General features: G+C 62.6%; 25 protein-coding genes. 12 read left to right on the forward strand and 13 right to left on the reverse strand.

Going from position 1 to position 24,496, the window contains the following annotated elements; translation table 11 throughout:
• Nucleotides 1–65 precede the first annotated feature (65 nt).
• Complete coding sequence (locus ACIQC5_RS16055) at nucleotides 66–1,562, reverse strand: SulP family inorganic anion transporter (RefSeq protein WP_400284336.1); 1,497 nt, start codon at nucleotides 1,560–1,562, stop codon at nucleotides 66–68.
• A 6-nt stretch (nucleotides 1,563–1,568) separates the two neighbouring features.
• The gene (locus tag ACIQC5_RS16060; protein WP_400284339.1) at nucleotides 1,569–2,675 is read right to left on the reverse strand and encodes a GTP pyrophosphokinase family protein; all 1,107 of its coding nucleotides are present in this window, start codon (nucleotides 2,673–2,675) and stop codon (nucleotides 1,569–1,571) included.
• 131 nt (nucleotides 2,676–2,806) lie between these two features.
• On the opposite strand from ACIQC5_RS16060, the gene ACIQC5_RS16065 reads away from it, so the two are divergent.
• The 4 genes from ACIQC5_RS16065 to ACIQC5_RS16080 are packed head-to-tail and all read left to right on the forward strand — an operon-like array spanning nucleotide 2,807 to nucleotide 6,007.
• The gene (locus ACIQC5_RS16065) at nucleotides 2,807–3,628 is read left to right on the forward strand and encodes an alpha/beta hydrolase (RefSeq protein WP_400284342.1); all 822 of its coding nucleotides are present in this window, start codon (nucleotides 2,807–2,809) and stop codon (nucleotides 3,626–3,628) included.
• 40 nt (nucleotides 3,629–3,668) lie between these two features.
• Nucleotides 3,669–4,607, forward strand: a complete 939-nt coding sequence (locus tag ACIQC5_RS16070; RefSeq protein WP_400284345.1) for a carbohydrate kinase — start codon at nucleotides 3,669–3,671, stop codon at nucleotides 4,605–4,607.
• Between the two features lie 21 nt (nucleotides 4,608–4,628).
• Nucleotides 4,629–5,156 (forward strand): YbhB/YbcL family Raf kinase inhibitor-like protein, encoded by a 528-nt coding sequence (locus ACIQC5_RS16075; RefSeq protein ID WP_400284348.1) that lies wholly within the window; start codon nucleotides 4,629–4,631, stop codon nucleotides 5,154–5,156.
• Nucleotides 5,157–5,197: 41 nt separating this feature from the next.
• Complete coding sequence (locus ACIQC5_RS16080; RefSeq protein WP_400284351.1) at nucleotides 5,198–6,007, forward strand: HAD family hydrolase; 810 nt, start codon at nucleotides 5,198–5,200, stop codon at nucleotides 6,005–6,007.
• Here ACIQC5_RS16080 and ACIQC5_RS16085 read toward each other — a convergent pair.
• Nucleotides 6,004–6,912, reverse strand: a complete 909-nt coding sequence (locus ACIQC5_RS16085; protein WP_400284529.1) for a methyltransferase family protein — start codon at nucleotides 6,910–6,912, stop codon at nucleotides 6,004–6,006. The genes ACIQC5_RS16080 and ACIQC5_RS16085 overlap by 4 nt on opposite strands.
• 170 nt (nucleotides 6,913–7,082) lie before the next feature.
• On the opposite strand from ACIQC5_RS16085, the gene ACIQC5_RS16090 reads away from it, so the two are divergent.
• Both ACIQC5_RS16090 and ACIQC5_RS16095 read left to right on the forward strand, forming a co-directional pair.
• Nucleotides 7,083–7,331 (forward strand): hypothetical protein, encoded by a 249-nt coding sequence (locus tag ACIQC5_RS16090; protein ID WP_400284354.1) that lies wholly within the window; start codon nucleotides 7,083–7,085, stop codon nucleotides 7,329–7,331.
• A gap of 33 nt (nucleotides 7,332–7,364) precedes the next feature.
• Nucleotides 7,365–8,144, forward strand: coding sequence for a glycerophosphodiester phosphodiesterase (locus tag ACIQC5_RS16095; protein WP_400284357.1), 780 nt, complete (start codon nucleotides 7,365–7,367; stop codon nucleotides 8,142–8,144).
• Nucleotides 8,145–8,327: 183 nt separating this feature from the next.
• Here ACIQC5_RS16095 and ACIQC5_RS16100 read toward each other — a convergent pair whose 3' ends face one another.
• Nucleotides 8,328–9,185 carry an AraC family transcriptional regulator gene (locus ACIQC5_RS16100; protein ID WP_400284360.1) on the reverse strand — a complete coding sequence of 286 codons (858 nt, stop codon included), beginning with the start codon at nucleotides 9,183–9,185 and terminating at the stop codon, nucleotides 8,328–8,330.
• A 111-nt stretch (nucleotides 9,186–9,296) separates the two neighbouring features.
• Here ACIQC5_RS16100 and ACIQC5_RS16105 point away from each other — a divergent pair, with 111 nt between their 5' ends.
• Nucleotides 9,297–10,148 (forward strand): phytanoyl-CoA dioxygenase family protein, encoded by an 852-nt coding sequence (locus ACIQC5_RS16105; protein WP_400284363.1) that lies wholly within the window; start codon nucleotides 9,297–9,299, stop codon nucleotides 10,146–10,148.
• A gap of 86 nt (nucleotides 10,149–10,234) precedes the next feature.
• Here the strand turns inward: ACIQC5_RS16105 and ACIQC5_RS16110 are convergent, their stop codons facing one another.
• Nucleotides 10,235–11,467 carry an RNA polymerase sigma factor gene (locus ACIQC5_RS16110; protein ID WP_400284365.1) on the reverse strand — a complete coding sequence of 411 codons (1,233 nt, stop codon included), beginning with the start codon at nucleotides 11,465–11,467 and terminating at the stop codon, nucleotides 10,235–10,237.
• Between the two features lie 5 nt (nucleotides 11,468–11,472).
• A complete protein-coding gene (locus tag ACIQC5_RS16115; protein ID WP_400284367.1) occupies nucleotides 11,473–11,826 on the reverse strand; it encodes a YciI family protein in 354 nt (117 codons plus the stop codon).
• Between the two features lie 173 nt (nucleotides 11,827–11,999).
• On the opposite strand from ACIQC5_RS16115, the gene ACIQC5_RS16120 reads away from it, so the two are divergent.
• The 3 genes from ACIQC5_RS16120 (at nucleotide 12,000) to ACIQC5_RS16130 (ending at nucleotide 14,842) form a co-directional block, all read left to right on the forward strand.
• A complete protein-coding gene (locus ACIQC5_RS16120; RefSeq protein WP_400284370.1) occupies nucleotides 12,000–12,962 on the forward strand; it encodes a D-2-hydroxyacid dehydrogenase family protein in 963 nt (320 codons plus the stop codon).
• A 272-nt stretch (nucleotides 12,963–13,234) separates the two neighbouring features.
• Nucleotides 13,235–14,377 carry a glycerate kinase gene (locus ACIQC5_RS16125; RefSeq protein ID WP_400284373.1) on the forward strand — a complete coding sequence of 381 codons (1,143 nt, stop codon included), beginning with the start codon at nucleotides 13,235–13,237 and terminating at the stop codon, nucleotides 14,375–14,377.
• A gap of 21 nt (nucleotides 14,378–14,398) precedes the next feature.
• A complete protein-coding gene (locus tag ACIQC5_RS16130; protein ID WP_400284376.1) occupies nucleotides 14,399–14,842 on the forward strand; it encodes a YdeI/OmpD-associated family protein in 444 nt (147 codons plus the stop codon).
• A gap of 12 nt (nucleotides 14,843–14,854) precedes the next feature.
• On the opposite strand, the gene ACIQC5_RS16135 is transcribed toward ACIQC5_RS16130, so the two are convergent.
• From ACIQC5_RS16135 to ACIQC5_RS16160, 6 genes are all read right to left on the reverse strand, one after another.
• Nucleotides 14,855–16,453, reverse strand: coding sequence for a PucR family transcriptional regulator (locus ACIQC5_RS16135; protein WP_400284379.1), 1,599 nt, complete (start codon nucleotides 16,451–16,453; stop codon nucleotides 14,855–14,857).
• A 116-nt stretch (nucleotides 16,454–16,569) separates the two neighbouring features.
• Nucleotides 16,570–17,712, reverse strand: coding sequence for a DUF917 domain-containing protein (locus ACIQC5_RS16140; protein ID WP_400284382.1), 1,143 nt, complete (start codon nucleotides 17,710–17,712; stop codon nucleotides 16,570–16,572).
• A 4-nt stretch (nucleotides 17,713–17,716) separates the two neighbouring features.
• Nucleotides 17,717–19,264: a hydantoinase/oxoprolinase N-terminal domain-containing protein gene (locus ACIQC5_RS16145; protein ID WP_400284532.1), complete on the reverse strand. Its 1,548-nt coding sequence runs from the start codon at nucleotides 19,262–19,264 to the stop codon at nucleotides 17,717–17,719.
• Nucleotides 19,265–19,269: 5 nt separating this feature from the next.
• Nucleotides 19,270–20,613, reverse strand: a complete 1,344-nt coding sequence (locus tag ACIQC5_RS16150) for a purine-cytosine permease family protein (RefSeq protein ID WP_400284385.1) — start codon at nucleotides 20,611–20,613, stop codon at nucleotides 19,270–19,272.
• A 425-nt stretch (nucleotides 20,614–21,038) separates the two neighbouring features.
• Nucleotides 21,039–21,590 carry a dihydrofolate reductase family protein gene (locus tag ACIQC5_RS16155; protein ID WP_400284388.1) on the reverse strand — a complete coding sequence of 184 codons (552 nt, stop codon included), beginning with the start codon at nucleotides 21,588–21,590 and terminating at the stop codon, nucleotides 21,039–21,041.
• 15 nt (nucleotides 21,591–21,605) lie between these two features.
• Entirely contained in the window at nucleotides 21,606–21,917 is a 312-nt protein-coding gene (locus ACIQC5_RS16160; protein WP_400284391.1) for a hypothetical protein, read from the reverse strand.
• A gap of 231 nt (nucleotides 21,918–22,148) precedes the next feature.
• On the opposite strand from ACIQC5_RS16160, the gene ACIQC5_RS16165 reads away from it, so the two are divergent.
• Both ACIQC5_RS16165 and ACIQC5_RS16170 read left to right on the forward strand, forming a co-directional pair.
• The gene (locus ACIQC5_RS16165) at nucleotides 22,149–22,442 is read left to right on the forward strand and encodes a hypothetical protein (RefSeq protein WP_400284393.1); all 294 of its coding nucleotides are present in this window, start codon (nucleotides 22,149–22,151) and stop codon (nucleotides 22,440–22,442) included.
• Between the two features lie 560 nt (nucleotides 22,443–23,002).
• The gene (locus ACIQC5_RS16170) at nucleotides 23,003–23,542 is read left to right on the forward strand and encodes a hypothetical protein (RefSeq protein ID WP_400284396.1); all 540 of its coding nucleotides are present in this window, start codon (nucleotides 23,003–23,005) and stop codon (nucleotides 23,540–23,542) included.
• Between the two features lie 81 nt (nucleotides 23,543–23,623).
• Here the strand turns inward: ACIQC5_RS16170 and ACIQC5_RS16175 are convergent, their stop codons facing one another.
• Entirely contained in the window at nucleotides 23,624–24,388 is a 765-nt protein-coding gene (locus tag ACIQC5_RS16175) for a hypothetical protein (RefSeq protein WP_400284398.1), read from the reverse strand.
• Between the last annotated feature and the right edge of the window lie 108 nt (nucleotides 24,389–24,496).

The following is a 24,496-nucleotide window of genomic DNA, read 5'->3' on the forward strand; positions in this document are numbered from 1 at the left end:
AGCAGGGGACAACAAACGTTCCATGGGGACAGGTGTTGTTGTCCAGTTTGGGAGAACTGAACGGGTTAGCCGTTGAGCTTGCCCGCCAAACGCTCACGCATCCGGATACTCGCCTCGTTGAGACCGATCAGCTCCACCTCTCGGCCGTGGTTCCGGTACTTCTCGGTGACCGAATCCAGCACCGCAATGGTGGAGGCATCCCAAAGATGCGAGGCATGCAGGTCAATAACAACGCGATCTATGCCGTCCGAGGAATCCTTCGCGTAGTCGAACTGGGTGTACAGATCATTGGACGACGCAAAGAACAGCTCACCATCCACCGTGTACGTCGCCACCGTTTCGCCGTTGAGCTCAAGCTCGGCCCGCTCCACCGTTGCGAAGTGGGCTACCCGGCGCGCGAACAGCACCATGGCGGTCAAGACGCCGACGCCGACACCCACCGCCAGATTGTGCGTCGCCACCACAGCAGCAACAGTAATGAGCATGACCGCGGTCTCCGACTTTGGCAGCCGCCGCAACGTGGACCAGCGAATCGAGTGCCAGTCGAAAGTAATGAGGGAAACAAAGATCATCACGGCCACCAAAGCAGCCATCGGAATCATCCCTACGACGTCGCCCAGTACCACCACCAAAATCAGCAGGAAGACGCCGGCCAGGAACGTTGAAAGGCGGCTCCGCGCACCGGATCCCTTCACGTTGATCATGGTCTGTCCGATCACCGCGCAGCCACCCAGTCCACCCAGGAAGCCCGTGACAATATTGGCCACGCCCTGACCCCAGGAAACCCGGGTCTTGTTGGAGCGGGTATCAGTGATGTCGTCCACCAGCTTGGCCGTCATGAGTGATTCCAGCAGTCCAACCAGCGCCATGGACAGCGCGAACGGGGCAATGATCTGGAACGTCTCCAGGTTCAGCGGAACATGGGGAAGGAAGAACCCGGGAAGGCTGTCTGGCAGTTCGCCCTTGTCGCTGACGGTTGGAACGTCGATGTTGCCCAGCGCGGTGATCAACGTGATAGCGACAATGGCCACCAAAGGGGCCGGCACAGCGGTGGTCAGGCGTGGCAGCCCGAAGACAATGACCAGCCCAACCGCCACGATCGGGTAAACCATCCACGGCACGTTGAACAGCTCCGGCATCTGGGACATGAACACCAGGATGGCCAGCGCATTCACGAAGCCGATCATCACGGACCGGGGAATGAACCGCATGAGCCGTGTGACGCCAAGGACCGCCAGAATGATCTGGAAGACGCCCGCCAAAATGATGGTGGCGATCAGGTAGTCCAGGCCATGCTCTTTCATCACTGGAGCAATCACCAACGCCACGGCACCCGTAGCTGCGGAGATCATGGCGGGCCGGCCGCCGACAAGGGCCGTCACGACGCCCATGGTGAAGGACGCAAAGAGCCCGATCCGCGGGTCCACGCCAGCGATCACTGAAAACGCGATCGCCTCAGGAATGAGTGCCAGTGCTACCACCAGGCCCGCAAGGGACTCCGTCAGCAGACGGCGGGGCGAGCGGAACGTCGCCCGCAGTGACATGAGTTGCTCGGGAGTCATGGGTCCTTAGAATGCAGTCTGGCGGTAACGCTCAATCTGCTTAAGACGCCGCAGGAGGCTGTCGCGCCGCGGGTGCGGAACGACGTCGGGCGCCTCAGCGGTGAGATCGATGTGTTCGGTTCCGTACTGCCACAAAAGGAGGTCATCCAGCAGGCGGTCGGGACCGGGGGAATAACGATGGTCCAAGGCTTTGCGGACCTCTGTAATCCTGTTAGCGCTGAGCAGTCCGGCAAGCTCCACGGTCTTGGTGAGTCCGTGGGCCGCAAGAAGCTCGGCAGCCCATCCCCAGTCGTCGTCAACTTTACGGTCAACGTGCGGCAGGAGCGTACGCCAAACGTCACGAACCCGGTTGGGGGTAAGTGGCATTCCGCCCTCGCCTTCCAGGTCCCAGTATCCGCGGACTTCCTCGTAGCGCTCGTGAAGATCCGCGAAAGCGCTCTCCACGGTTTCCAACATTGCCGCTGTGGCCGTGAACTGGCGGTCGAAGTGCGGCGTCCAAGCGCGCGGGTCCTCGGCCTTGAACCGGATGTCGTGCTCGATCTCGCTCCACGCGTGAGCGAAGACAGTGCGAATCTGGCATTCAAAGAAATAGCTGCCGTTGGCGGGTAGATCAGGGTTGAAGGCCTGCTGGTACTCCTTGACGGCCTCGTTCTGGATAGTGCGCAGGATGAGGTGCCGGCTGGAATATCCGTAGGTTCCGGATTCGATGGAGCCGATGTCCTTCTCGCGGTCTCCCCGGCAATCGAACAACTGCCGCTGGCGCTTGATGATGTTGGCCACCGCGGCGTTCTCAGCAGGCAGCTTCGTGATGACGCGGATACCCACCATGTCATTCAGAGTGCGGAAGGGATCCGGGAACTTCAGCACGCGCGGGCCGCCGGGCTCCAAAGGCTCGTCCGTGCGGGAGATTTTTTCGCGGAAGGATTCCACGGTTTTGGTGCGGCCGGTGACGAACAAAGGAGTGACTTCAGCATCGTTCAACATGTCACGCAGGGTCAGCAGGACATCCCGTGTGACCCGCTTCAGGGCAGGGCGAACACGCTCGTAGAGTGCCACGTTCGCTTCTACCGCTTCGCGCTGATCAGGGTCCAGGCTGTCCCAATTGCTTGCCATGCCCCCAGCTTACGGGGCGGGTCCGACACTTTAGCGGGGCACCGCCGTCGGGTTCCCCTGGCACCGCCGTCGGGGTGCCCCTACCCGAACTTCTGAAAGCTCGCGATAGGCTCGGTACAAAGGAGGGCGCAATGTTGCGGCACAAGTACTACTACGGTGAACACCCCAGCCAGTGGGGCGAACTCTTCATTCCTGAACCGACGTCAGGAAACCATCGCGGCGCGTCAGCGCTTGCAGGCGGAATTGCAGTAGTGATCCATGGCGGCTATTGGCGCTCTCAGTACGGTGCCGAGCTTGGCGAACCCCTTGCCCGCGACCTCGCGGCCCACGGAATCACCACCTGGAACCTCGAATACCGGCGCGCCGGAAACGGCGGTGGTTGGCCCCATACTTTCGAAGACATCCTCGCGGGCATCGACCATCTATCCGAAATTGCGGAACAGCACGACCTCAAACTCGGCAAGGTGGTGGCACTCGGCCACTCGGCCGGTGGGCACTTGGCCGTGTGGGCTGCCGGCCGTCAGCGGCTTGCGACCATTGGAACGCCCGATGCAGACCGGCAACTCGTGCGCGGACCGGAAGAAACGGCTGTGCACCTCACCGGTGTGGTCAGCCAGTCCGGTCTCTTGAACCTGGCGGCCGCGGAGCGCCTAAACCTCAGCAATGGCGCCGTCTGCAACCTGATGGGCGGCGATTCCGCTAGATTCCCCAAACGGCATAAGTATGCGGACCCCATGAGTTCGCTGCCGATCGATGTTCCCGTGTATGCCGTTCATGCCACGGAGGACGAGGATGTTCCGGCGAGCCTGTCGGAGGCCTATGTGGCAGCCTCCACGGCATCCGGTGGGGCGGCCCAGTTGCTGCGTGTACCCGGCGACCACTTCGACCTCATTGATCCCAAGGCCGTCGCCTACAAGAAGTGCCGCGAATTGGTGCAGCGCCTGCTCTCCTAATCTCTGGTGGGCGGTACCTCTCCTCTGGCAGAGTGGTCCCATGTTGACTGTGATTGGCGAGGCCTTGGTTGACGTCGTGCAGCGCCCCAACGGAATCGAGGCACATGTTGGCGGCAGTCCGCTCAACGTTGCCGTCGGTTTGGCGCGCCTGGATCACGCGGTCCAGTTCATCGGCCGCTTCGGGCAGGACGCGTATGGCGATTCAGTGGCCGCGCACCTCCGCTCCAGTTCGGTGATGGTGCCGTTGCCGCCCGACGACAAACCCACCAGCGTGGCCACTGCACTGATCGACGACGCCGGCGCCGCCACCTACACATTCGATCTCGACTGGGAATTGCCCGGACTTGGGGCGCGGTTGTCCCACATGCTGCAAGGCGCCACCATGCTGCACACCGGCTCCATTGCCACCGCGTTGGCGCCCGGCGCCGCGGACGTGCTTGCCGCCGTCGAGCATGCCCATCCGAGCAGTACCATCAGCTTTGACCCCAACTGCCGGCCCAGCATCATTACTGATCCCGAGTTTGCCCGTCGGCAGGCTGAGCGGTTTGTGGTGCTCTCGGACGTAGTGAAGGCCTCGGACGAGGACCTCGAGTGGCTCTATCCGGGTGTCGATCCCCTGGAGTCCGCCAGGCGCTGGCTTTCCCTGGGCGGCACGGAGGGGCCTGCGCTGGTAGTGGTGACACGTGGTGCGCGCGGACCGTGGGGAATCACGTCCGCGGGCGAAACCCAGGTTCCCGCGCCATCGGTGACCGTGGTGGATACCGTGGGTGCCGGCGATTCGTTCATGGCCGGGCTGTTGTCCGCGATTGTGGACCGGGGCCTGGACGGGGCGCAGAACCGTGAGGAACTGCGCGCCATGCCTGCTGAAACGCTCGCGGCGATCATGGAACACGCAACCCGGGCGGCGGCGGTCACGGTATCACGGGCCGGCGCCAATCCACCCACCCGGGCGGAGCTCAACCACAACGCGGCATCCTAACCAAAAGATCGGATGGTTGCCATGAGGGGCACGGATCCCTACGCCTCGAACCCTGTACCCGCGTTCCAGGTCACCAGCGAGTCCTTCAGGGACGGTGACACCTTGGCCCCGGACCAGCGAAGCGGGATCTTCCGTGCCGGTGGCAAGGACATTTCGCCTCAGTTGAGCTGGATGGGCGCCCCACCGGACGCCCGGAGTTTCGCTGTCACCATGCTGGACCCGGATGCTCCCGACCCTGGTGGTTTCTGGCACTGGGCTGTAGTCAATATTCCGGCCAAGGTATCGAGTTTGCCGGCAGACGCCGGAACGGCGGATGGCCGCTTCATCCCTGCAGGCGCCTTCCAGTTGAAGAACGACGGCGGTTACGTCGGGTACTTGGGGGCGGCGGCGCCGAGAGGCCACGGACCACATCGATACATGGTGGCAGTACATGCATTGGACGTTGCCGACCTGGGTCTCACCGTGAATTCCGCACCGAGCATACTTGCCTCAACCCTCCCGAAACACACTCTGGCACGGGCCCTCATTACCGGTCTGTTTGAACGCTAGTTGTGGCTTTTGGGAAAAATGGCACATCGTAGACTGACATGATGCGGCTCGTAGCAAGTGACATTGACGGAACCATCCTCGGACACGACGGCAAGATCAGTGACCGGACCATTCGGGCGTTCCAGGCGTGCCGCGACGCAGGCGTGGAGCTCGTTTTTGTCACGGGCCGTCCGCCGCGCTGGTTGTACCCGTTGCAGGAGCAGCTCGGCCACAGCGGGATCGTCATCTGTTCCAACGGTGCCGTTGTCTGGGACCTTGAGACCGAGAAGCCACTTACGTCTTGTGCGTTGGACATGGAATCGGTTTTTGAGGCCCGCCGCATCATCAAGTCCCTCCGTCCGGACGCTTTGTTCGGGGCCGAGACACTCACCGGATTCCACCTTGAGCCGGGTTTCATCGAAAACGAGACCAGCGAGCTCCTGGCCGAGTTCACCCCCGCGCCGCTGACCGACACGCTCACGGCGGATGACGCCGTCATAAAATTCCTGGCCATCACGCGCAACGGCACGCCGGACGAATTCCTCGCCGAGGTCCAACCGGCCGTGGCGCATTTGGTAGCCACAACGCATTCGGCTCCGCGGACTGCCCTGCTGGAGATGTCAGTTCCAGGCATCAACAAGGCGGTGACGCTCGCCAAATACGCCGAGTCGTTGGGGATTGAGGCCGCTGACGTTGTGGCATTCGGGGACATGCCCAACGACATCGAGATGCTCCGCTGGGCCGGGCACGGCTACGCGATGGCAAGCGGCCACCCTGAGGCCATCATCGCAGCTGGCCAGCAGGCCCCGCACTTCGACGACGACGGTGTGGCGCAGATTCTTGAGGCGAAGATCGCGGAGCAGAAAGTTTAGGAGAGCCTGGGGATCCAGCAACGAACGGTTTCGCGGTATCGCTGGAATTCTTCGCCGAACCGTTCCCGGAGATCAGCTTCCTCGAGCGGTCTCACCGCGTAGTTCCACAGCAGCGAGCCAGCAATGGCGTACGTGACCACGAGCCATGACCCCATGATGAGGCCGATCGCAGCGCCCTGGGCTATGCCAGCTAGGGCCATCGGATTGCGGATCCAGCGATACGGACCCGCGATGACCAGCCGGTTCGGCATCGCCGATGGCAGCGGTGTCCCGTCTCCCCTTGTTGACATCGTCAATGCCGAGGAGATGCCAAGAGCGCTGGCGAGCACGAGGATCACTGTGCCGAGGGGATGCGTAAACGGGGGAAGCGGAAGGTCCACGGCCCAGCGCTGTTCGAGTACCACGATGGCCAGCGGGATGACCACGAGGAACAGCCCCCAGAAGACGGCGAGTTGCGCGAAAGTTGTCACAACGTGGGTTGCGGCGGTCGGGCGCTTGGGCGCGGGGCGGAACGCGAAAGGACCGTTGATGATCCACGCCGTCGGAACGTGCCCTAGCCAGACGATGCAGAGCGCGATCACCGAACATACGGTGGATGCCGCCATTGCCAGGACGCCCCAGCCGGCTTCGGTGGTGACCGTTGCATGGATCGCCAGTGCAACCGTGACCAGGCCGGTCCAAACCGTGGCCAGCTTCGCGGCAGCCCTTCCGCCGCATGCTGCAACGGCCGAAGCGATGACGAACAGCGGAATGTCGAATACCGCGATCACCGTCGGGTTGAGACCTCCGAGGGTGGCTTCGCGCACCGCGGGCGAAAGGAAAACTGCAATCCACCAGAGGAGCCCGGCCGCCGCTTGAACGGCAAAATAGGCCCGACCCCACCAAACCAAACCGAACCTTTTGATGCGTGCCCCCTTGTTTCCTTGAGCGTACAGTTCGTACCGTGATCCGGACGGCCTTTGGGCCGGTCGCGGGTGTCACCCAACTCCCAGCTTCCATACAACCCGCGTTCAACTGGCGCCCGTAGGCTTTCAGCCAAGGACCCGTTTGCGCGTTGTATTTGTAGGGGAAAATCATGGCTAAGCGTCGGATCATCAATGTGAATACTGCGCCCCTGCGGCGCATCGAACCGGACCATCACTGGCGCTCACTTCGCCAGGGCGACCGCGTCAGCATTACGCTGGCGCCCGGGTTCGAGTCTGCGGGTGTTGTGGACGCCGTTACCGTCGACTCGACTGCCGTCTGGGTAGAGCTCGACGGCGGTCGCGGCCGAACGCTGGTCCACGTCAGCGATGGCGTTGCGATCGTCCCGAAAGACGCCTGACCTTTCCTGGCGGGGTTCGGTTACGCTACGGATGTGACGCTGCCCTATTTCCACCGTAACGACGGCTCATTGGGCCCATTGGCGCTCGCTCATAGAGGTCACTCCTTGGACGGCTTGGAAAATTCCATGGCTGCGTTTCGTGCGGCCGTTGAATTGGGTACGTCGCATCTTGAAACCGACGTGCACACCACGGCGGACGGAGTACTGCTGGTGTTCCATGACAGCTCGCTGGACCGCGTCACCGATTCCTCCGGACGCGTCTCGGAGCTTTCTGCAGCGGAGGTGGCGAAAGCCCGAATCGGCGGCGTGGAGCCTGTTCCGACCTTTGCCGAGCTGGTGTCAGCTTTCCCCCAGGCCCGCCTGAATCTGGACGTCAAGGACTGGAACTCCGTTGAACCCATGGCCTCCGCGATCGAGACCCAGGGAATCCACGAGCGGGTGCTGGTCACGAGTTTTTCCGACCGAAGGCGGCGGGCCGTTCTCAAGCGACTGAGCCGCCGCGTTGCATCGTCAGCCGGCAGTTCGATCACCGCACTGTTCGTGGTGTTGGGGCCAGTGCTGCCCACCCCGTTGTTGCGCCGGTTGCTGCTGGACGTCGATGCTTTTCAAGTCCCCGTTCGCTATGGGTGGGTCCGTGTGGTGGCCCCTGGCTTTATCCGCCGCGCTCATCGTTTGGGCATCCAAGTGCATGTCTGGACGGTCAACGACCCCGTGGAAATGGGACGACTGTTGGACCTGGGCGTGGACGGGATCGTGTCCGACCGGCTGGATCTGCTGAAGGAAGTCCTGGAGCGGCGCGGGGAATGGGTCTAGGGCTCCGGACGGGCCGTGTGATCTGGGTGAGGGTTGCCCCAAAGCGGGTGTGATCTGGGTGAGGGATGCCCCGAAGGGTGTGTGATCTGGGTGAGGGTTGCCCCAAAGCGGGTGTGATCTGGGTGAGGGTTGATAGGGCCTGGATGCTCTCTCACGTCCCGCGGGGTTTTCCTGGACGCTCTGTCACGTCCCGCCCTCATCCGGGGCAAGCCTGCGGTGCTCTTGCCGGAATTGACTGGGTGAGTAGCCGGTCTTCTTCGTAAAGAGACGACTGAAGTATGCGGGATCGTCGTAGCTGGTCAGTGTGGCGATCCGCTGGATGGGCAGGGCTGTGTCCGCCAGGAGTGACTGCGCGCGGGACATCCGGAGCTGCAGGATGAACTCCTTGGGTCCGACGCCGGTGGCCGCCTGAACGGAACGACGAAGGTGGGGCACGGAGACCTTCAGGGACGCGGCGATCTCGGAGAGGTTCAGTGGCAGGTGCGCGGTGTCGCGGATCCCGACCAGGAACCGCTCGTGGGGGTCCCGGTGCGCGTCGACATCTGAGTCTCCGCGCGTTCCGGCCTCCAGGATGACCCGCTGGCTTATCACGGATGCCTGCAGATCCCCTCTGGAGCCTCCAGCGGTCAATGCCTCTCGCAGGTCAGAGAAAAGTCCAAGAATACCGGCCAGTCGTGGCTCGGAAGGGCCCTCAAGATGTGCCAGGGTCCGCTCGCGATGGAAGCACCCCAGCTCTTCAAGGGCTCTCGCCATCGGCCCCGTGAACAGGATCCAGTGCTCCTTCCAGCCTCCGGAATCCGGCCCGTAGCCGTGGCTTACGCCGGGGTACAGCCAGATGATTGCAGGAGCTGAGACGGTGTAAGACCTGCCGCCAATAGTGAATGTTCCGGATCCTTCGGACACCAGGACCATGGCGTGGCTGCTGAGGGTTCGGTCGGCGAACGAGGGCAGGCGTCCGCTTTGTTCCCCGGCGCCCAGGCATGCGAGGCCAAAGTCCCGCAGCACGGGGGCCGGTTGCCGGTAGATCGACCAATCATCCATGGACTCCTATGGTGCCGCCGTATGACCCCTGACGCAAACGCACACAAAAGTCCAAGTGCCAAGGCATGAGAGTCCATTCACAGACCCGAGGATGACTGTCAGGCTGTGAACATGTTGACGTCGAATGGATATGTCTTGGATGAATCGCCTTCCAGACTGGCCGAACTGGAGCCCGTACCCTCCTCCGAGCGGCATGATCGTGATGCCTTGTGGGCGAGACTTCGCCGCGACGGCTACCTGTACCTGAAGGGGCAGTTGAGCCCGGAACACCTGATGAGCTTTAGGGAGTTCTATTTTGGCTCCCTCAGGGCGGCCAACGTGTACGCTCCGGACACGGATCCCCGCGATGGCATTGCGGCGCCGGGGGACGTGGACCGTGCTGCGTTGCGCCGGGGCCTCTTCGACGTCGTCGTGCCAGGGCCGGAGTACCAGGCGCTGTGTACGGCTGATGGAATTGCCGATTGGTTCGCTTGGTTCCTGACCGACGACGTCCATTTGCACCGGCGAAAGATTATCCGGCATACCAAGCCCGGAGAGGCAGGCATTGGCACGGCCACGCAGGCGCACTATGACCTGGTGTACCTGCGGGAGGGGAGCGACCGCGTGCTCTCCATGTGGATTCCCGTTGGTGATTGCCCCCGTGAGAGGGGTGGACTTGCCTATATGGAGGGCAGCCACCATTGGGTGATGGCCGAAGAGCGCGAGGGCACGCTCAAGATGCCGGCTGCGTCGATCACTGCAGATCTGCCGGGCCTGGCTGAGGAACGTGACGCGAGGTGGTTGGTGACCGACTACGAAGTTGGCGACGTGGTGGTGCACTCAGCACATATCGTCCACGCCGCACTGGACAACACCGACCGCGATGGCATCATGCGCCTGTCCACGGATATCCGTTACCAGAGGCTGAGCGAACCCATCGATTGGCGATGGCAGGAGCATTGGAATTACGACGACGGCCTTTAGGCACAGCGCGTTGGGCAGAACGCGCCGCGGTCGCATCCACACCCCATCCGAGCGACAATATCGGCGTCGCGTGCTATTTCGGCAAACTAGCCCAACGAACGCAGGCGCCCTTCAAGGAACTCCCGTTCCGCGGCGTTGTCCGTGAGCTCCAAGGCAGCTTGGTAAGCAGCCCGCGCCTCAGCGAAGCGTCCGAGCCGACGTAGAAGGTCTGCCCGCACGGCGTGCAACAAGTAGTACGTACCCAAGGGGAGTTGGTCCACGGCGGTGAGTGCCGCCGTCGGCCCTTCCACCTCGGCCAGCACCACTGCGCGGTTGAGCAGGACCACGGGCGTGGATTGGAAGACCAGCAGTTGATCGTAGAGCGCCAGAATTTGTGGCCAATCGGTGTCGATCGCGAAAGACGCGTCGCTGTGGACTGCTTGGATGGCGGCCTGGATTTGGTATGGACCGGGCATGCCGCGGCGCAGGCAACCACGGACCAACGCTTGTGCCTCACGAACATACGGGCGATCCCACAATCCGCGGTCCTGATCCGCCAAGAGAACCAGCTGACCAGTGTCCGAAGTGCGGGCGGGCCTCCGCGATTCGCTAAACAGCATGAGCGCCAGCAGTCCTTGGATCTCGGGCTCGTCGGGCATCAGGTCGGCCAACAGGCGGGCAAGACGGATCGCTTCCGTGCACAGTTCCGGGCGAAGCAGTGCAGATCCCGAGGTGGCTGTATGGCCTTCATTGAAGATGAGGTAGACGACGGCGAGAACGCCGCCCAGCCGATCGCTCAGTTCAGCACCGCTCGGCACGCGATACGGGATGCGGGCGTTCCGGATCTTCGACTTCGCCCTGACGATCCGCTGGGCGACCGTTGGCTCGGGGACCAGGAACGCCCTGGCGATTTCGGGCGTCGTCAGGCCGCCGAGGAGGCGAAGCGTGAGGGCCACACGGGCTTCCATGGAGAGCGCCGGGTGGCAGCAGGTGAAGATGAGCTTGAGGCGGTCGTCCTGCACGGAATCCTCCTCCGTTTCGGCGTCCAGAGAAGTTGAAGCAGCTCCATAAAGCATGGCTGATTCAGCATATTTCTCACGCCCAGCCGCCTCCCGCCGGAGACGATCGATGGCGCGGTTGCGCGCTGTGGTGATGATCCAGCCAGCCGGGCTTGGTGGGATTCCCGAAGTTGTCCAGTGCTCAATCGCAGACGCGAAAGCATCCTGAACCGCGTCTTCAGCGGCATCGATGCTTCCCAGCATCCGGATCAGGACGGCGAGGGATCGTCCATACTCCTGCCGGAATATGTGGTCAATCTCTGCCGTCCCGATCTTCGCCACAAGTTTCAGGACCCTTGGAAGTGGTCCAGCGGGCGAACCTCAATGGGCAGGGTGGTGGCGGTTGCGGCCTTCCTGCCCCAGTTCAGCGCGGCGTCGAGGTCCTCGGCCTGGATCACCCAGAAGCCGCCGATATGTTCTTTTCCTTCCACGAACGGCCCATCAGTGGTGAGGACTGTGCCGTTGTCAGGTCGGAGCACCGTGGAATCACTGGCGGGGTGCATGCCTCCTGTGAATACCCAGGAGCCAGCGGACTTGATCTCGTCGTTGAGCGTCTCGACGTCGGACATGATCCGATCGAGTTGCTCTGGCGGTGGAATGGTGCCGTCCGGCTGGTAAATGTTCAGCATGTAGTAGGTCATTTCGGGTTCCTCCATGTCTGCGGGCCGGCCCTTGTGCCTTGCCTTCACCCTTCATACGAACGGCGGGCCGCATAATCGACAACCTGGCGCCGAAAAGTTTGTGGTCCAGTAGCTTTGTACCAAAGCTGCAAGCCTCAGAACAGGCTTCAACGCCGCCGCGAGGAGAGATTGACGTGACTCAATACCGTTTGGCCATCCTTGACGACTACCAGCAGGTTTCAGGGGATTATGCCCCGTGGGATTCACTGCCCGACGACGGCGTCAAAGTCTCGGTGTTCAGCGCACCGTTCGTGTCGGCAGACCAAGCGGTGGCCGCGTTGGGGCCGTTCGACATCATTGTGGCCATGCGCGAACGCACGCGCTTCTCGCGCAAGGTCCTGGAATCTCTGCCCAACCTGAAGCTCCTGGTGACAACGGGCATGGCCAATGCGGCGATTGATCTCGAGGCCGCTTCCGAGCGTGGGGTAACGGTGTGCGGGACAGCTGGCTCGCCGTCCGCCGCCCCGGAGATGACATGGGCACTCCTTCTGGCCTTTGCCCGCAACTTGGTTGTGGAGGAGAACTCGCTGCGAACAGGCGGCTGGCAAACCGCCGTCGGATTTGAACTGGCAGGCAAGACGCTCGGAATCGTTGGCTTGGGCAAAATCGGAACCCGGATCGCTGGATATGCCAAGGCTTTCGGCATGGATGTCCTCGCGTGGAGCCAGAACCTGACCGGGGAGGCGGCGGAGGCCGCCGGTGTGCGGAGAGTGACCAAGGAGGAGTTGTTCCGGGAGTCTGACGTCGTTACGCTCCACCTGCGCCTGTCGGAACGGACCGAGGGAATCGTTGGTGCGGAAGAGTTGAGGCTTCTGGGCCCCGACGGCGTCCTGGTTAACACTGCCCGCGGGCCGCTCGTGGACGAGGCGGCGCTCATTCGTGCACTTGAGGAAGGCTGGATCCGCGGGGCCGCTTTGGACGTTTTCGATCAGGAACCCATGGCCGGCGGGCACGCACTGGCGCACTCGCCGCGGACCGTCCTTTCGCCGCATATCGGGTACGTGACGCACGAGAGCTACCGGCAGTTTTATGGTGGTGCGTTTGAGGATGTGAAGGCATGGTTGGGTGGTGCGCCGGTGAGGGTGCTGAACGGGTAGAGCGTCCGGGTGGTTTCCGCGCACCCTTTCACGCCGACCGCCCCCCTACTCGCCGGCCTCGCACCAGTTCGCGCCTACCGCTCCCGCGATTACTGGTGCGCGCGGCGGAAAATGGTGCGAGCCCCGCAAACCCCGGCGGCGGGACGGTGGTTAGCTGTGCCCGGGGTGGAAACCCCGGGAAAAGTTCGCTGAAACCACCGCGCCAGCGCTCACAATCTGTCAGATTACGTCGCGGGCAAGCGCTTTCCGAGTAAAGCTGGCAAGATGGAACTATGCGTATTCTCATTGCCCCGGACAAGTTCAAGGGTTCCCTGACCGCTGCGGAGGCCGCCTCTGCCATGGCCGAGGGTGTGCTGCGGGTCTATCCGGATGCGGTGACCACCCAGTTTCCGGTTGCCGATGGTGGTGAGGGCACGTTGGATGCTGCGATTGCTGCCGGGTATGAGGAGCGGAACACCGCTGTTGTTGGCCCGATCCTTCACCCTGTGGGTGCTTCGTGGGCGATCCGTAAGGATGCGTTTGGTGGTGCCACGGCGGTGATCGAGACCGCGCAGGCCTCCGGGTTGGAGCATATGGAGCCCACGCCGGAGAATGCGTTGCGGGCCCACAGCTATGGGTGCGGCCAGCTGGTTGCCGCGGCCCTGGATGCCGGGGCCACTGAGATCGTGCTGGGCCTGGGGGGTTCGGCCATGTCCGACGGCGGCAGCGGCGCGTTGCGGGCGCTGGGGCTCAAGCCCCTTGATGCTGCCGGGAACGTGGTGCCCCTCGGTGGTGGTTCCTTGGCCGAGGTGGTTGCCCTGGATGTCTCGGAGCTGGATCCGCGGCTGTCCACGGCGAGGTTCCGGATCGCTGTGGATGTGCGCAACCCGCTGTTCGGTGCCGAGGGTGCCGCGCATGTTTTCGGTCCGCAAAAGGGCGCGGACGATCCCGCGGTGGAGAAGCTCGACGCGGGCCTGCGGAACTGGGCCTCGCTCCTGCGCGAAGCCACGGGCCGGGATGTCAACGTCCCCGGAGCCGGGGCGGCAGGCGGGTTCCCGGCGTCGTTCCTTGCCTTGACGGACTCCGCGCTCGAAGGCGGGTTCGCTCTGGTCGCCGGGCTGACCGGTCTCGCCGAGCACTTGGGCCAGGCCGATCTGGTGATCACCGGTGAGGGGTCCATGGACGAACAATCCCTCACCGGCAAAGCGCCGATCGCGTTGGCCGACGCCGCGAGCGTGCAGGGCATCCCCGTGGTGGTGGTCGCCGGCCGGATCCTGGTCACACCCGAAGACCTCGCCAAGCACGGCATCGTGGCCGCGGCGCAACTGCTGGACATCGTCCAACGCAACGACGGCGTCCCGGACATCGCCGACGCCGTCGCCAACGCCGCCAAATACCTCACCCGGGCCACCAGCCAAGTGCTCGAAGGCGCCTAAGACCGCAGGCATACTGGGGGCATGGAGTTCACCACCACCATCCAGGGCGATGGCAATAAGGCCGGCATTGAAGTTCCAGACGAGATCGTCGAGGCGCTGGGTGCCGGAAAGCGGCCACCGGTAGTTGTGACCATCAACGGAGAAAGCTATCGGAGCAGCATCGCCGTGATGGGCGGTAAGTACATGGTGGGCGTCAGCGCGGCCAACCGTGAGCTGACCGGCGCATCGGCTGGTGACACTGTGGAAGTTGGTCTCGAAGTCGACACTCAGCCGCGCGTGATGGAAGTGCCGGAAGACCTGGCCGTGGCCCTTGAAGCTGAGCCCGAAGCCAAGGCGTTCTACGCGACCCTGAGCTACAGCGCTCAGCGGCGCTACGTCGAACCGATCGGGGACGCCAAGACCGAGGAAACGCGTGCGCGTCGGATCGCGAAGGTTGTTGCGGACTTGAAGGGCGGGAAGAAGTAGGCGGCCCCAGGCCTATTCCGGCTTGTCCATCAACAAACTCCGGCACGCCAGCTGCAGCGCGAGCCGTGCTTCCGGGTCTTCCAGATTGATGGCGATCAGCGATTGGATTCTCCTGATCCGGTCGCTGACCGTATTGCGGTGGACATTGAGGATGGCTGCGGTCTCGGTCAACGATGACTCACAGTCCAGGAAGGTCGTCAGGGTCTGCAGGAGTTCCGGGCCGGCTTTGAGGAGCGGCGCCAGGAGTTCCCTGGCAGCAGGCCGGAACGTATCCGTACGGGTCCAGATGAGCAGCAGTTGGGCCATGTCCAGCCGGTCCACGTGGACAAAGTAGCCCGAGTTTTCCCTTGCCCCAGCGATGCGGGCGGCGTCGTTGGCTTCCTCCAATGACCGGACGATCCCCTCGGGCTGCGCCTGCATGCGGCCCACTCCGAATTGTGTGGCGATGGTGGCCGCGAGCTCGCGTTGAGCTCTCCTCAGCGCACTGCTGGCGCGGCTGACCTCCGCAGGTCCCGGCTTTGAAGGGAAGGAGATCCATCCTGCCCAGCCGTCCGACTGTTCAACCGTGGCCGCCTCGATCTTTTCATGCAGCAGCGCGCGGTCCAGGTCCGGCTTTCTGGCCACCAGGTCCACGGACTCCCGGGTGATCACGCGGAAAGCCATGTGATAGCCGTCCAAGGGCCAGCCCAGTTCCAGAGCTTTTGCCCTGAACGAAGGACTGACGTCGCCAGCGTGGTCGATCAACTGTCCCAGCAGCGCGATACGGTGTCGGGCGTCGCGTTCCCTCTCCAACCGTTGGCGCGACAGCAGCTCTGAAACTGCGATGGCCGCCACTTCCAGGGCCGAGCGGATGGCGGCCTTCTCCTTGTCCAATGCACCACCGACGACCACCCTGAGCCGCGGACTGCTCTCCTGCCCCCGGTGGACCGGTGCCAAGATTTCGATCGCCGCGGCAGGCAAGGTCGCTGCGCCAAACGCGATCCCCGTTCCGAGCTCGGTCGCCGTGGCGTCCGGCTGCGGTGCGGGCCCAGTGTCTGTCGATTCAGCAGAAATCAGCATGCCAGAGGGATCCACCAGCGTCACGTGATGCCCGAGCGCGACGCCCAGCCGCTGCAGCAGATGGCTCAGGGATCCATGCGGGGTCCGGCACTCGGCCGCCACCCGGGAGATCAGCAGGCCCTGACGGTGGGCGGCGCCAGACAGCAACTCCTGCGCCGCCATGCCGAATTGCCAGGTGTTGTGCACTGACAGCACCACGAGCCCCAAGCGTTCGGCGAGCCTTTTGACGTTAGGCGGCAACGCGCCGTCGTCGTTCGGCAGTTTAACTGCAAGAGCCACGACGCCGGCGGCTGACGCCAGCGCCAACAGCGCCTCGACGTCCCACGACACGCCGGATGGAAGTGGTTCAAGGGGGAGCAGGATTGACCCCTCCAACAAGCAGGGGTCGCCGTCGAGGTTGCGCTGCTCGCGGACCTGCCGGTTGACGTCGGCGAGAGAACCGGCCAAGGCGATCAGCGACGATACCGACTCGGCGTCCGGCTCCCCGACGCCCTCGATCACGCCCGCGGGGAGGTGGTTCGTGACGGACCACAGAGGGATCGGGGGAATCATTGTGCTACTCCGGTTCTCCTCGATGTCTACAGTCTCATGATGCCACCGCCGCGCCGCCAACTGTCGTTGGAGGCGCGGCGGTTAGGCGCGGCGGCAGGGCAAATGTTCGACGGCGGTCAGGCGCGGTAGCGCTCGATCGACTCGGTGTGCTCCTCGGGCGTCCCATCCCATCGATGCGAAGGGACGCCGTAGCCGAAGTAGCCCGGTCCGGCCAGTTGGAGCCCCTCGGTGGTGTGCCATCGGGGGTCGCTAGGCGCGGTCAGGATGCAGACGCGCTGCCCGTAGCGCAGGTTCTCGGTGGTGACCGGCTCTGCGGATTCTGCGTCAACCACGATGATGAGGTCCGGGGTTGTGGTGACCACGGTGCCGTCCTTGGTGGCGAGCAGGTGTTCGTTCTGGAAATGCAGCGAAAGGACTGAACCGGAGTCCGGGCCCATGCCCTCGATCAGGGCCTGTCCTTTCGCGAAGCCTCCGGTGGTTTGGCGCTGCAGGTCAGTGACCTTGCCCAGGTGGACCACGCGGCCGCGGAGCGTTTCGGCCAGAACGTCACAGGGATTGAGGTTCTCGTGTTGCGCGTGGGCGACGGCGTCGCCGATGGTGATGGCGAAGGACATCGAGCCGGCAACGAAGCACTCGCGGGCTTGGGCGCCGGTCATGGCATAGGTGCTGTTGAAGGCATTGCATCCCATTTCGATGGAGGCCTGCCGGGCAAAGCGCTCACCCCAGAATGAGTCGATGGCTTCGATGACCAGCGAGTTGCCCTTCTCGTCGGCCAGCGCCATGGGCGACGCCTGAATTCCGTACAACGGGGCCATGCCCATCTGGATTTCCGGGAAGGCCCGTCCGATCAGGTCGCCGTCGATCAGCGGGATTCCGAGCTGGGCGGCGGCCACGATGGGCAGCATCGAGTTCGAACCGCCGATTTCCAGGCAAGCGGTATGGGTTGCGTCCCTGTTCAATGCCGCTGAGAGCTTCTTGATGGTCAGGGAGAGGTTCTCTACAGTGTCCAGCTTCTCGACAGCCACCGTGGGTGCGCCGATGGCCGCGATCGGAACAATGAACGCGTCGTCGGGCAGGTCTTCAACGGAGACGAGCTCCACGGGGCCGAACTCTTTGATTGCTTGTTTCGCCAGGAGCGCGCCAATGTAGGGATCGCCGCCTCCGCCCGTGCCGAGGATGGCTGCCCCACGGGCCAGGGAATCGATGTCATCCACGGTGATCCGCTTGAGCCGGCGGCCGTGCGCTACTTCCAATGTCATTTCGTCACTTTCCTAACGTGAGGTTGCCGGCTGCCTTGACCCGAACACGCATGGCGTTGCCGGGAAGATACGGGATCGGGATGGCTTCCTGCTCAACGATCGACACCGTGTCCGGGCTGGCGCCGGCAGCTACGGCACGGTCCACGGCTTCCTGCCGCGCGGATTCCATGGCGCGCTTTTGGTCGCCATCGGCGATGTAGGACACGCGGTCCACTTCACCGCTGATCTGGGCAATGGCGGCGCCGTACGCGTTGGCGACGTCGAAGTTCTCGGGACGGTGGATGGTACCCAGGCCGTCCAGTTTGTCTGCCAGCAGGATGGATCCACCGCCGACGGCGACAACCGGCAAGGCTGCGGATGAGGTCCGGATCCGGTCCGCAATGTCCGCGATGGTCCGGTCTATCTGTTCCAGGGCTGACCGGACCACGGCGTCACTGATGTGGCCTACCAAAGCAGCGTCTCCGACGTCGGCCCTGCCGCTGCGGACGGCGATGTCAGTGGCCGTAAGGATAGACCCGCCGAACACGAGCGATTCGTCGGTCAGGCGGTATCCGACCGAGTCCGGGCCCACCGTTCCTTGATCGGTCCGCACTCGGGAACCGCCGCCGAGGCCAGCCGAGAGGACGTCCGGCATCCGGAAGTTGGTGCGGAGTCCCGCAAGCCGGACGTGCGTGCTGGACTCGCGGGGGAACCCGTTGATCAGGACGCCGACGTCGGTGGTGGTGCCGCCGATGTCCACGATCAGGCAGTCGGAGAATCCGGAGAGGGCCGCAGCTCCGCGCATGGAGTTGGTGGGACCTGAAGCGAACGTGGCTACCGGGTATCGGCGCGTGTATTCGATGTCCATGAGGGTGCCGTCGTTCTGGCTGACGTACAACGGCGCGGTGATGCCCTGCTCGAGGACGGCCTTGGCGAGTCCATCAACAATCCGGTCCGCCATTTCGGCGAGAGACGCGTTGACGATGGTCGCGTTCTCGCGCTCCAGTAGCCCCACCCGGCCGATCTCATGGGACAACGAAACGGGGAACTCCGGGCCAAGCTCCTCATGCAGAATGGACAGGGTGCGCTGCTCGAATTCATCATTGACCGGCGAAAAGACGCTCGAAACCGCCACTGAGCGGATGCCGTTCGCGGCAATATCGGCTGCGTGGCGCCGGATTTCGTCGGGGTCAAAGGGGCTGATGGGCCGGCCATCGAACTCATGCCCTCCGTGAGCAAGGTACGCGCGGCCCTTCATCGCGGCGGTCAGCGACGCCGGCCAGTCGGTGAATGGCGGCAGCGACGCGGTGGCGGGAAGTCCAAGCCGGATTGCCGCCGTGGGGCAGAGATCCCGTGCCTCAATAAGGGCGTTGATGAAATGGGTGGTTCCGATCATCACGCCCCGGATGTGATCCGGGCTGAAACCGTTCAGGTCCTTCAGTGCGGTGAGCACCTGGGTGATGCCGCTGGTGACGTCCTTGGTGGTGGGGACTTTGGTGGAAGCGAGCACCCGCTCGCCGTCCAGCAGCACGGCGTCGGTGTTGGTGCCGCCGACGTCAATGCCGATTCTCAGGCTACTCATGGTGCGGGTACCGATTCTTCCTTTGTGGTGGTTTCGATTGTTGGTTGGTTATCGCCGTAGGACCGCAGGAGGTTCAGTTTGCCGGCGATGATGTAGAGGATGAACGCCGCGGCGAGGGAATTAAGGGCAGGGAGTCCCCAAGTGACGAAGTAGCCGAGGGCAGCGGATATCGCCCAGATGACGAAGGTGGCGGGGATCCAGTTGGGTGACGCGGAAGGCGGAAGTCCCGAGTCACGGCTGGCTTCCAGGAGGGGCCGCCACTTCTTGACGACGAAGTACTCCGCCATGATGATTCCGGCCACCGGCGGAAAGACGACGCCCAACACCATGAGGATGTCGATGAACTTGTCCAGGATGCCGACAGCTGCCAAAACAGTTCCGACGACGCCAAGCAGCAGCGTCACATGACCTCGATTCAGCCGCTTGTTCATGGCGCTGTTGAAGAAGGACACGACGCCGAGGCCTGCGCTGTAGAGGTTCCAGTCATTGATCTTGGACGTGCCCAGCACAATGATCAGGATGCCCACCCAACCCACCGAGGAGAAGATGATCTGCGTGACGTCCGCGGACTTCACGGCGTGGGCCAGCAGCACGCCGATCATTCCGATGGTGTAGTTGCCCAGCGTCATTCCGACGACGGTTTGCTTGACGACGTCGCCAGCGGTCCTGTTGTAGCGGGTCATGTCGGGCGTAATGACTGCCCCGAGAACGGCGCTCCCAGCAACGATGGTGGTAGCTGTGACGAAATCAAGGGGGGCTCCAGGAGGAGCCTCGTTGATGAGTTGGCTGATGGAGTGGTTGCTCAGTTCGGCCCATGCTGCCCAAGCGATGAGGACCATGAACAGCGGCACCGTGATGTTGGCCAGCCACTGCATTGATTCAAAGCCGCGGACCACGATCAGCGTGACCACCAGACCAAAGGCCAGCGACCACGCCCAAGTGGGAATTTCCGGGACGATTTGGTTCAGCCCAGCGCCGGAAATCCCCGACTGAATGCCGAACCAGCCGATGAGGCTGATGCAGATGGCGAGGCCGAGTACCGACGCACCACCGCGGCCGAAGCCTGTCCAGCGGGCGAGCATGGATGTTGTGAGGCCTTGGCGCATGCCGGCGATGCCGACGAATATCATGAGTGCTTCGACGATCCACGCGCCAACCGTGAACGCCCAGAAAGCGTCCCAGAAGGTCATACCGAAGCCAAAAGTTGCCCCGAGGAGAAACTGGCTCAGGTCGGAAGTCTGACCAAAGCGCTGGACCGCGATGCCGAACCAGTGCTTCCGCTTCGTTGCGGGAACCCTGGTGATGGGGTAGTCATCGTGCCCTGTTTCGGATGTGGACATGACATGCATTCCTTTCGAGTGATTCACTTCACAGTATGCGCGTGGTCATGCCGAGGTCATTGGGCGATGTGCAGTGCCGAGTGGCTTGAAGGGTGCGTGTTGCACATGTTAGGCGGTGGGCGGCGTCATCTAGTTTTCGCAGGAGACATGTACGTGGGCGCCACCGGGACCTCGTCGCTGGGGATGAACTGGCCGGCGATCGCTCAATATCCTCTCCAGGCCCTGGCCCACGGCAGAATTCGACCCCGATCAATACGCTGTATGGCCCGCTCCGAGCACTCATCGCTCCTGGATGGAGAAATCATCGACCTCGGCGACCGTCAGAACCGTATATCCAGGGCACGGAGAGAGTTACTCCAGGACGTTGCTGACGGAGGACCCTGGTCCGCCCGCGCCGCAGGGCCGACCATCCGCCGTCGAGCGTTTCAGTCCTTGCGCAGGCTGTACGTGCTCACAACGTTGCCCTTGCTCGTCGCATACTGGTTCTCCAGCACGAGCCGGTTCAGCGGATCGCCCTCTTCGAAGAGGTGCCGGCCACTGCCCGCTACCACCGGGTGTGTCATGAGGGTCAATTCATCGAGGACGCCCGCGAACAGGAGTTGCCGCACGAGTGAGATGCTGCCGCATACGGCGATTTCGCCGCCTTTGCGGGTTTTGAGGTCTGTAACGAACTCTTCCAGTGGTCCGTCGATCAGGTGCGAGTTTTCCCATTCAAGGGGCTCGGACAGCGTGCGCGATGCGACGAACTTCTCCACCGGATTGATGAAGGCGGCGAAATCCTCGTCCCGGGAGGCGTTCGGCCAATATCCAGCCCACTCCTGATAACTGACGCGCCCCAGAATCACGGTATCTACCGTGTTGATCATTTTGGTGAGGCCTTTGCCCAAGTCCTCGTCGAAGCTGTCGAACTGAAACTTGAAAGGATCCTGGACCACGCCGTCCACGGAGTGGAACAGCCCGGCGGTAACTTTGCGCATAGCTTCTTCCTCCTGTTATGCGGCCCGGGTGGCCGTCTGGAGTTCGCGGGACGGCAGGGCCGTGACGTTGTCGAGGTCCGGGTTGAGGCGGACGGGCATTTCGTGGAGTTCGGCGTAAACCTGAAGTTGCCGCAGGGCATCAGTATCAATCGTGGCTTCCGAAAGGTCCATCTCAACGGCGAGGCCGCCGCCAAGGCTCTTGGTGCGTTGAACCACGGGATAGAGCCCTTGGAGGCTCTTGGCGGTCACTCGACCGGTCGCTGCGATTTGGATCTGGTCGCCGTCAAGGTCGACGCGAACAACTACGGAGAGCTTGTCGCTGGCCACTACGCTGCCTTTCATCGGGTTGCTGCCACGCTGCAGCGTCCCCCAGCGTATGTGCCATGTGTGACCTACGCAACATTACGACGGCGGTACTCGCCGCGTGCAGGTCGTCCGCGCGACGCAATCGGGCAGGGTGGCCGGCGTGCAGTCCTTGGAGATTTCCTCCACCGGCTTGGTGTTGAATGCCTAAGGCGTCGCTTTCGCGATTGTCATGTTTGCCCCGATGAAACAAGCTTGAGCTTCATCACCATAGGGGTCAAAGGGCAGTCGATCCTTCAAACCACCTTCTCCGCTTCCCGCCGAGCCGATGGCCTTCCGAAGATCCTCGACCGCGAAATTCGAACCAATCATGCCTTTCACTTCAAGGCACTTGTGCACGATTTGAAGTTGTTCGCGATGTGTTGGCGCCCGGAGCCTCCTTGGTTGCCGCCTGAGCAGGCGACAAGCATGGGGAGCAAGCATGCGACGAAAAGCGCAGATGCGAAAGATTTGGTGTTCGTCGACGTTATCAAGCCCAGTCCTCGTTAGGCGCCCCGTGATACCAAGCGTTGCCAAGGGCAACGGACTGAAGCCGCGGACTGAAAGTTTCTACGTCGGCGTGAGCATTCCAACAATCAGAGTTCAAAGTATTCCCCATGTTCCGCCAAGGTATTTCCCCGGGTGAGTAGTGCCTACCAGGGAATATCGAGCAGAGCAATGAGAAATTGCGGATTACCGGGAATGCTACGTTGCGGCGCGGCTGATTGGTTCATGAAAGTTTTCTTTCGTGCTACGGTCGCTGGCTTCCAGCAGATCGAGGACCGAATAGCCCGGATTTATGATTTGCATCACGTTACAATGGATTCTGGGTTTTTTGTTTGCCAGCGACCACGGTTTGCTGAGGCCATAAAGTGGGGCGAAAACCACCGTCGTAACGACGGACTGGGGGTTAAATGCAATCTAATGTGGAAATCCTGGACGCAACGCTGACGTCCCTCGGCGGGAGGCCGAACCATAGGGACGTTGAGGGATCTCTGCTTGAGAAGGGCTGGATTCGCTGCGGCGCAGGTGACTGGGCAATTGCTCTCCGCTCCCCGGACGGTGCTGCCGTGGCGCGAATCAGCCCTTTTGATCCGGTCGGTCCATTTACGGCCGCGCTATACCGTGAAGCCGCTGACACTGGATTGGTCCCGGAACTTTATGCGCATCGAGGGCTGGATGGGGGAGGCGACCTTCAGTTGATGGAGTGGCTTCTCCCTGTGCCAGTGAACGAGGCCGTTGGTTTTTTGCAGATGATCGCGACGGAAAAACCTGAAGTGGCTGCCCTTGTCCGCGCATTGCGAAACATCCACAACCAAGCCCAGAAACGGCTGCCTTGGTGTGGGCCTCTGGACGACAATCCACACAACGTTATGCGTACGCGTGCTGGTCGATTAGTCCTCACCGACCCCTTCTACGCCGATGGGCCGAACCTATATAAGGCAGCCGCTGCCACCCCCGATCTCGTGGCAGCGAAGATTCCGAAGGCCCAGCGGCGATTCATGACCGAGATCCCTCTTGCTGGTTCGGGCGGTTGGGACCAGACGATCAGAGAAAGGATCCGGGAAGGCCTTGAAGCGGCGGACGCTGCATTGGATCGGCGCTACTAGGCAAATCACCATCGCAAGTGCCCCCGCAAGAGTTGAGTGCCGTCGTCGTGCTCTGCTCTTTGGAAAGTTTTCCAGCGAAGGCTACTTCAAGACACAATGCCGCAAGTACGCATGGAAGGCCCCTGAGTTGTTCCACGCGGCGGCGGTCATTGTGTCTTTGATTTTGCCGACGTAGCCGGACACCTTGGCCAGGATCTTGACGGAGAGCCCGGAGAGGTCGACGACACGGCGCGCCGCCGACAATTGAAAATCCGCGGCAGCGATGCCGGCATTGAGCTCAGCCAGAACGCTTTGTTGCGTCGGCGCCTGAAATCCCACGGGCGACGGAAGGCTTGGCGCCGGGGCAAGGGTCCATGTCTGCCCGGATGCTGATGACATCTCGTCGGCGAAGGACGAACACAGTGTGTCCTTCAATAAGGACTGGGTCGCGGAATCGAGGTGTTCCCTAAATGCCTTGGATGGGGTTTGCAGTATTGATCCGCTTACGAGCGTTACTGCGTCCTTGCTGATCAAACCGACCACGTCATCGGAGGCGCCATACATGCGGGCAAGTTCCTTTAACACGGCGGTGCGCTGCGCCGCCAGGTCCACGGCCGCCTGTTCACTGGCGCTGAGGCCGGATCCTTTGGGGACTTCGGAGATCAAGGTGTCCAGCTTCGAGGCCATGCTGTCCAATTCTGCGGCGTTTGCGGAGCGTGACAGAAGTTTCGCTGCGTCGTCGCTGCTGCTGCTCAGGCCGGAAAGCGCTGACTTCGCGCCACCACATCCGGAGCCCGCGACCAGCAGCGCCGCTGACGTGTAGACGACAATCAACAAGCGGAGAAGAGCCGTGCGCCAGGTCTTCATGACACTCCAACCTCAGGCGAGTGATGGCATTGGTTTAACAGCTGAGGTGATTGGAGTCAATGACCTCCCGTTAGGCCGCCCCCACATTGCCCCTCAGTAGGGCGCTCG

The organism is Paenarthrobacter sp. NPDC092416 (assembly GCF_044755025.1).
Lineage (GTDB): Bacteria > Actinomycetota > Actinomycetes > Actinomycetales > Micrococcaceae > Arthrobacter.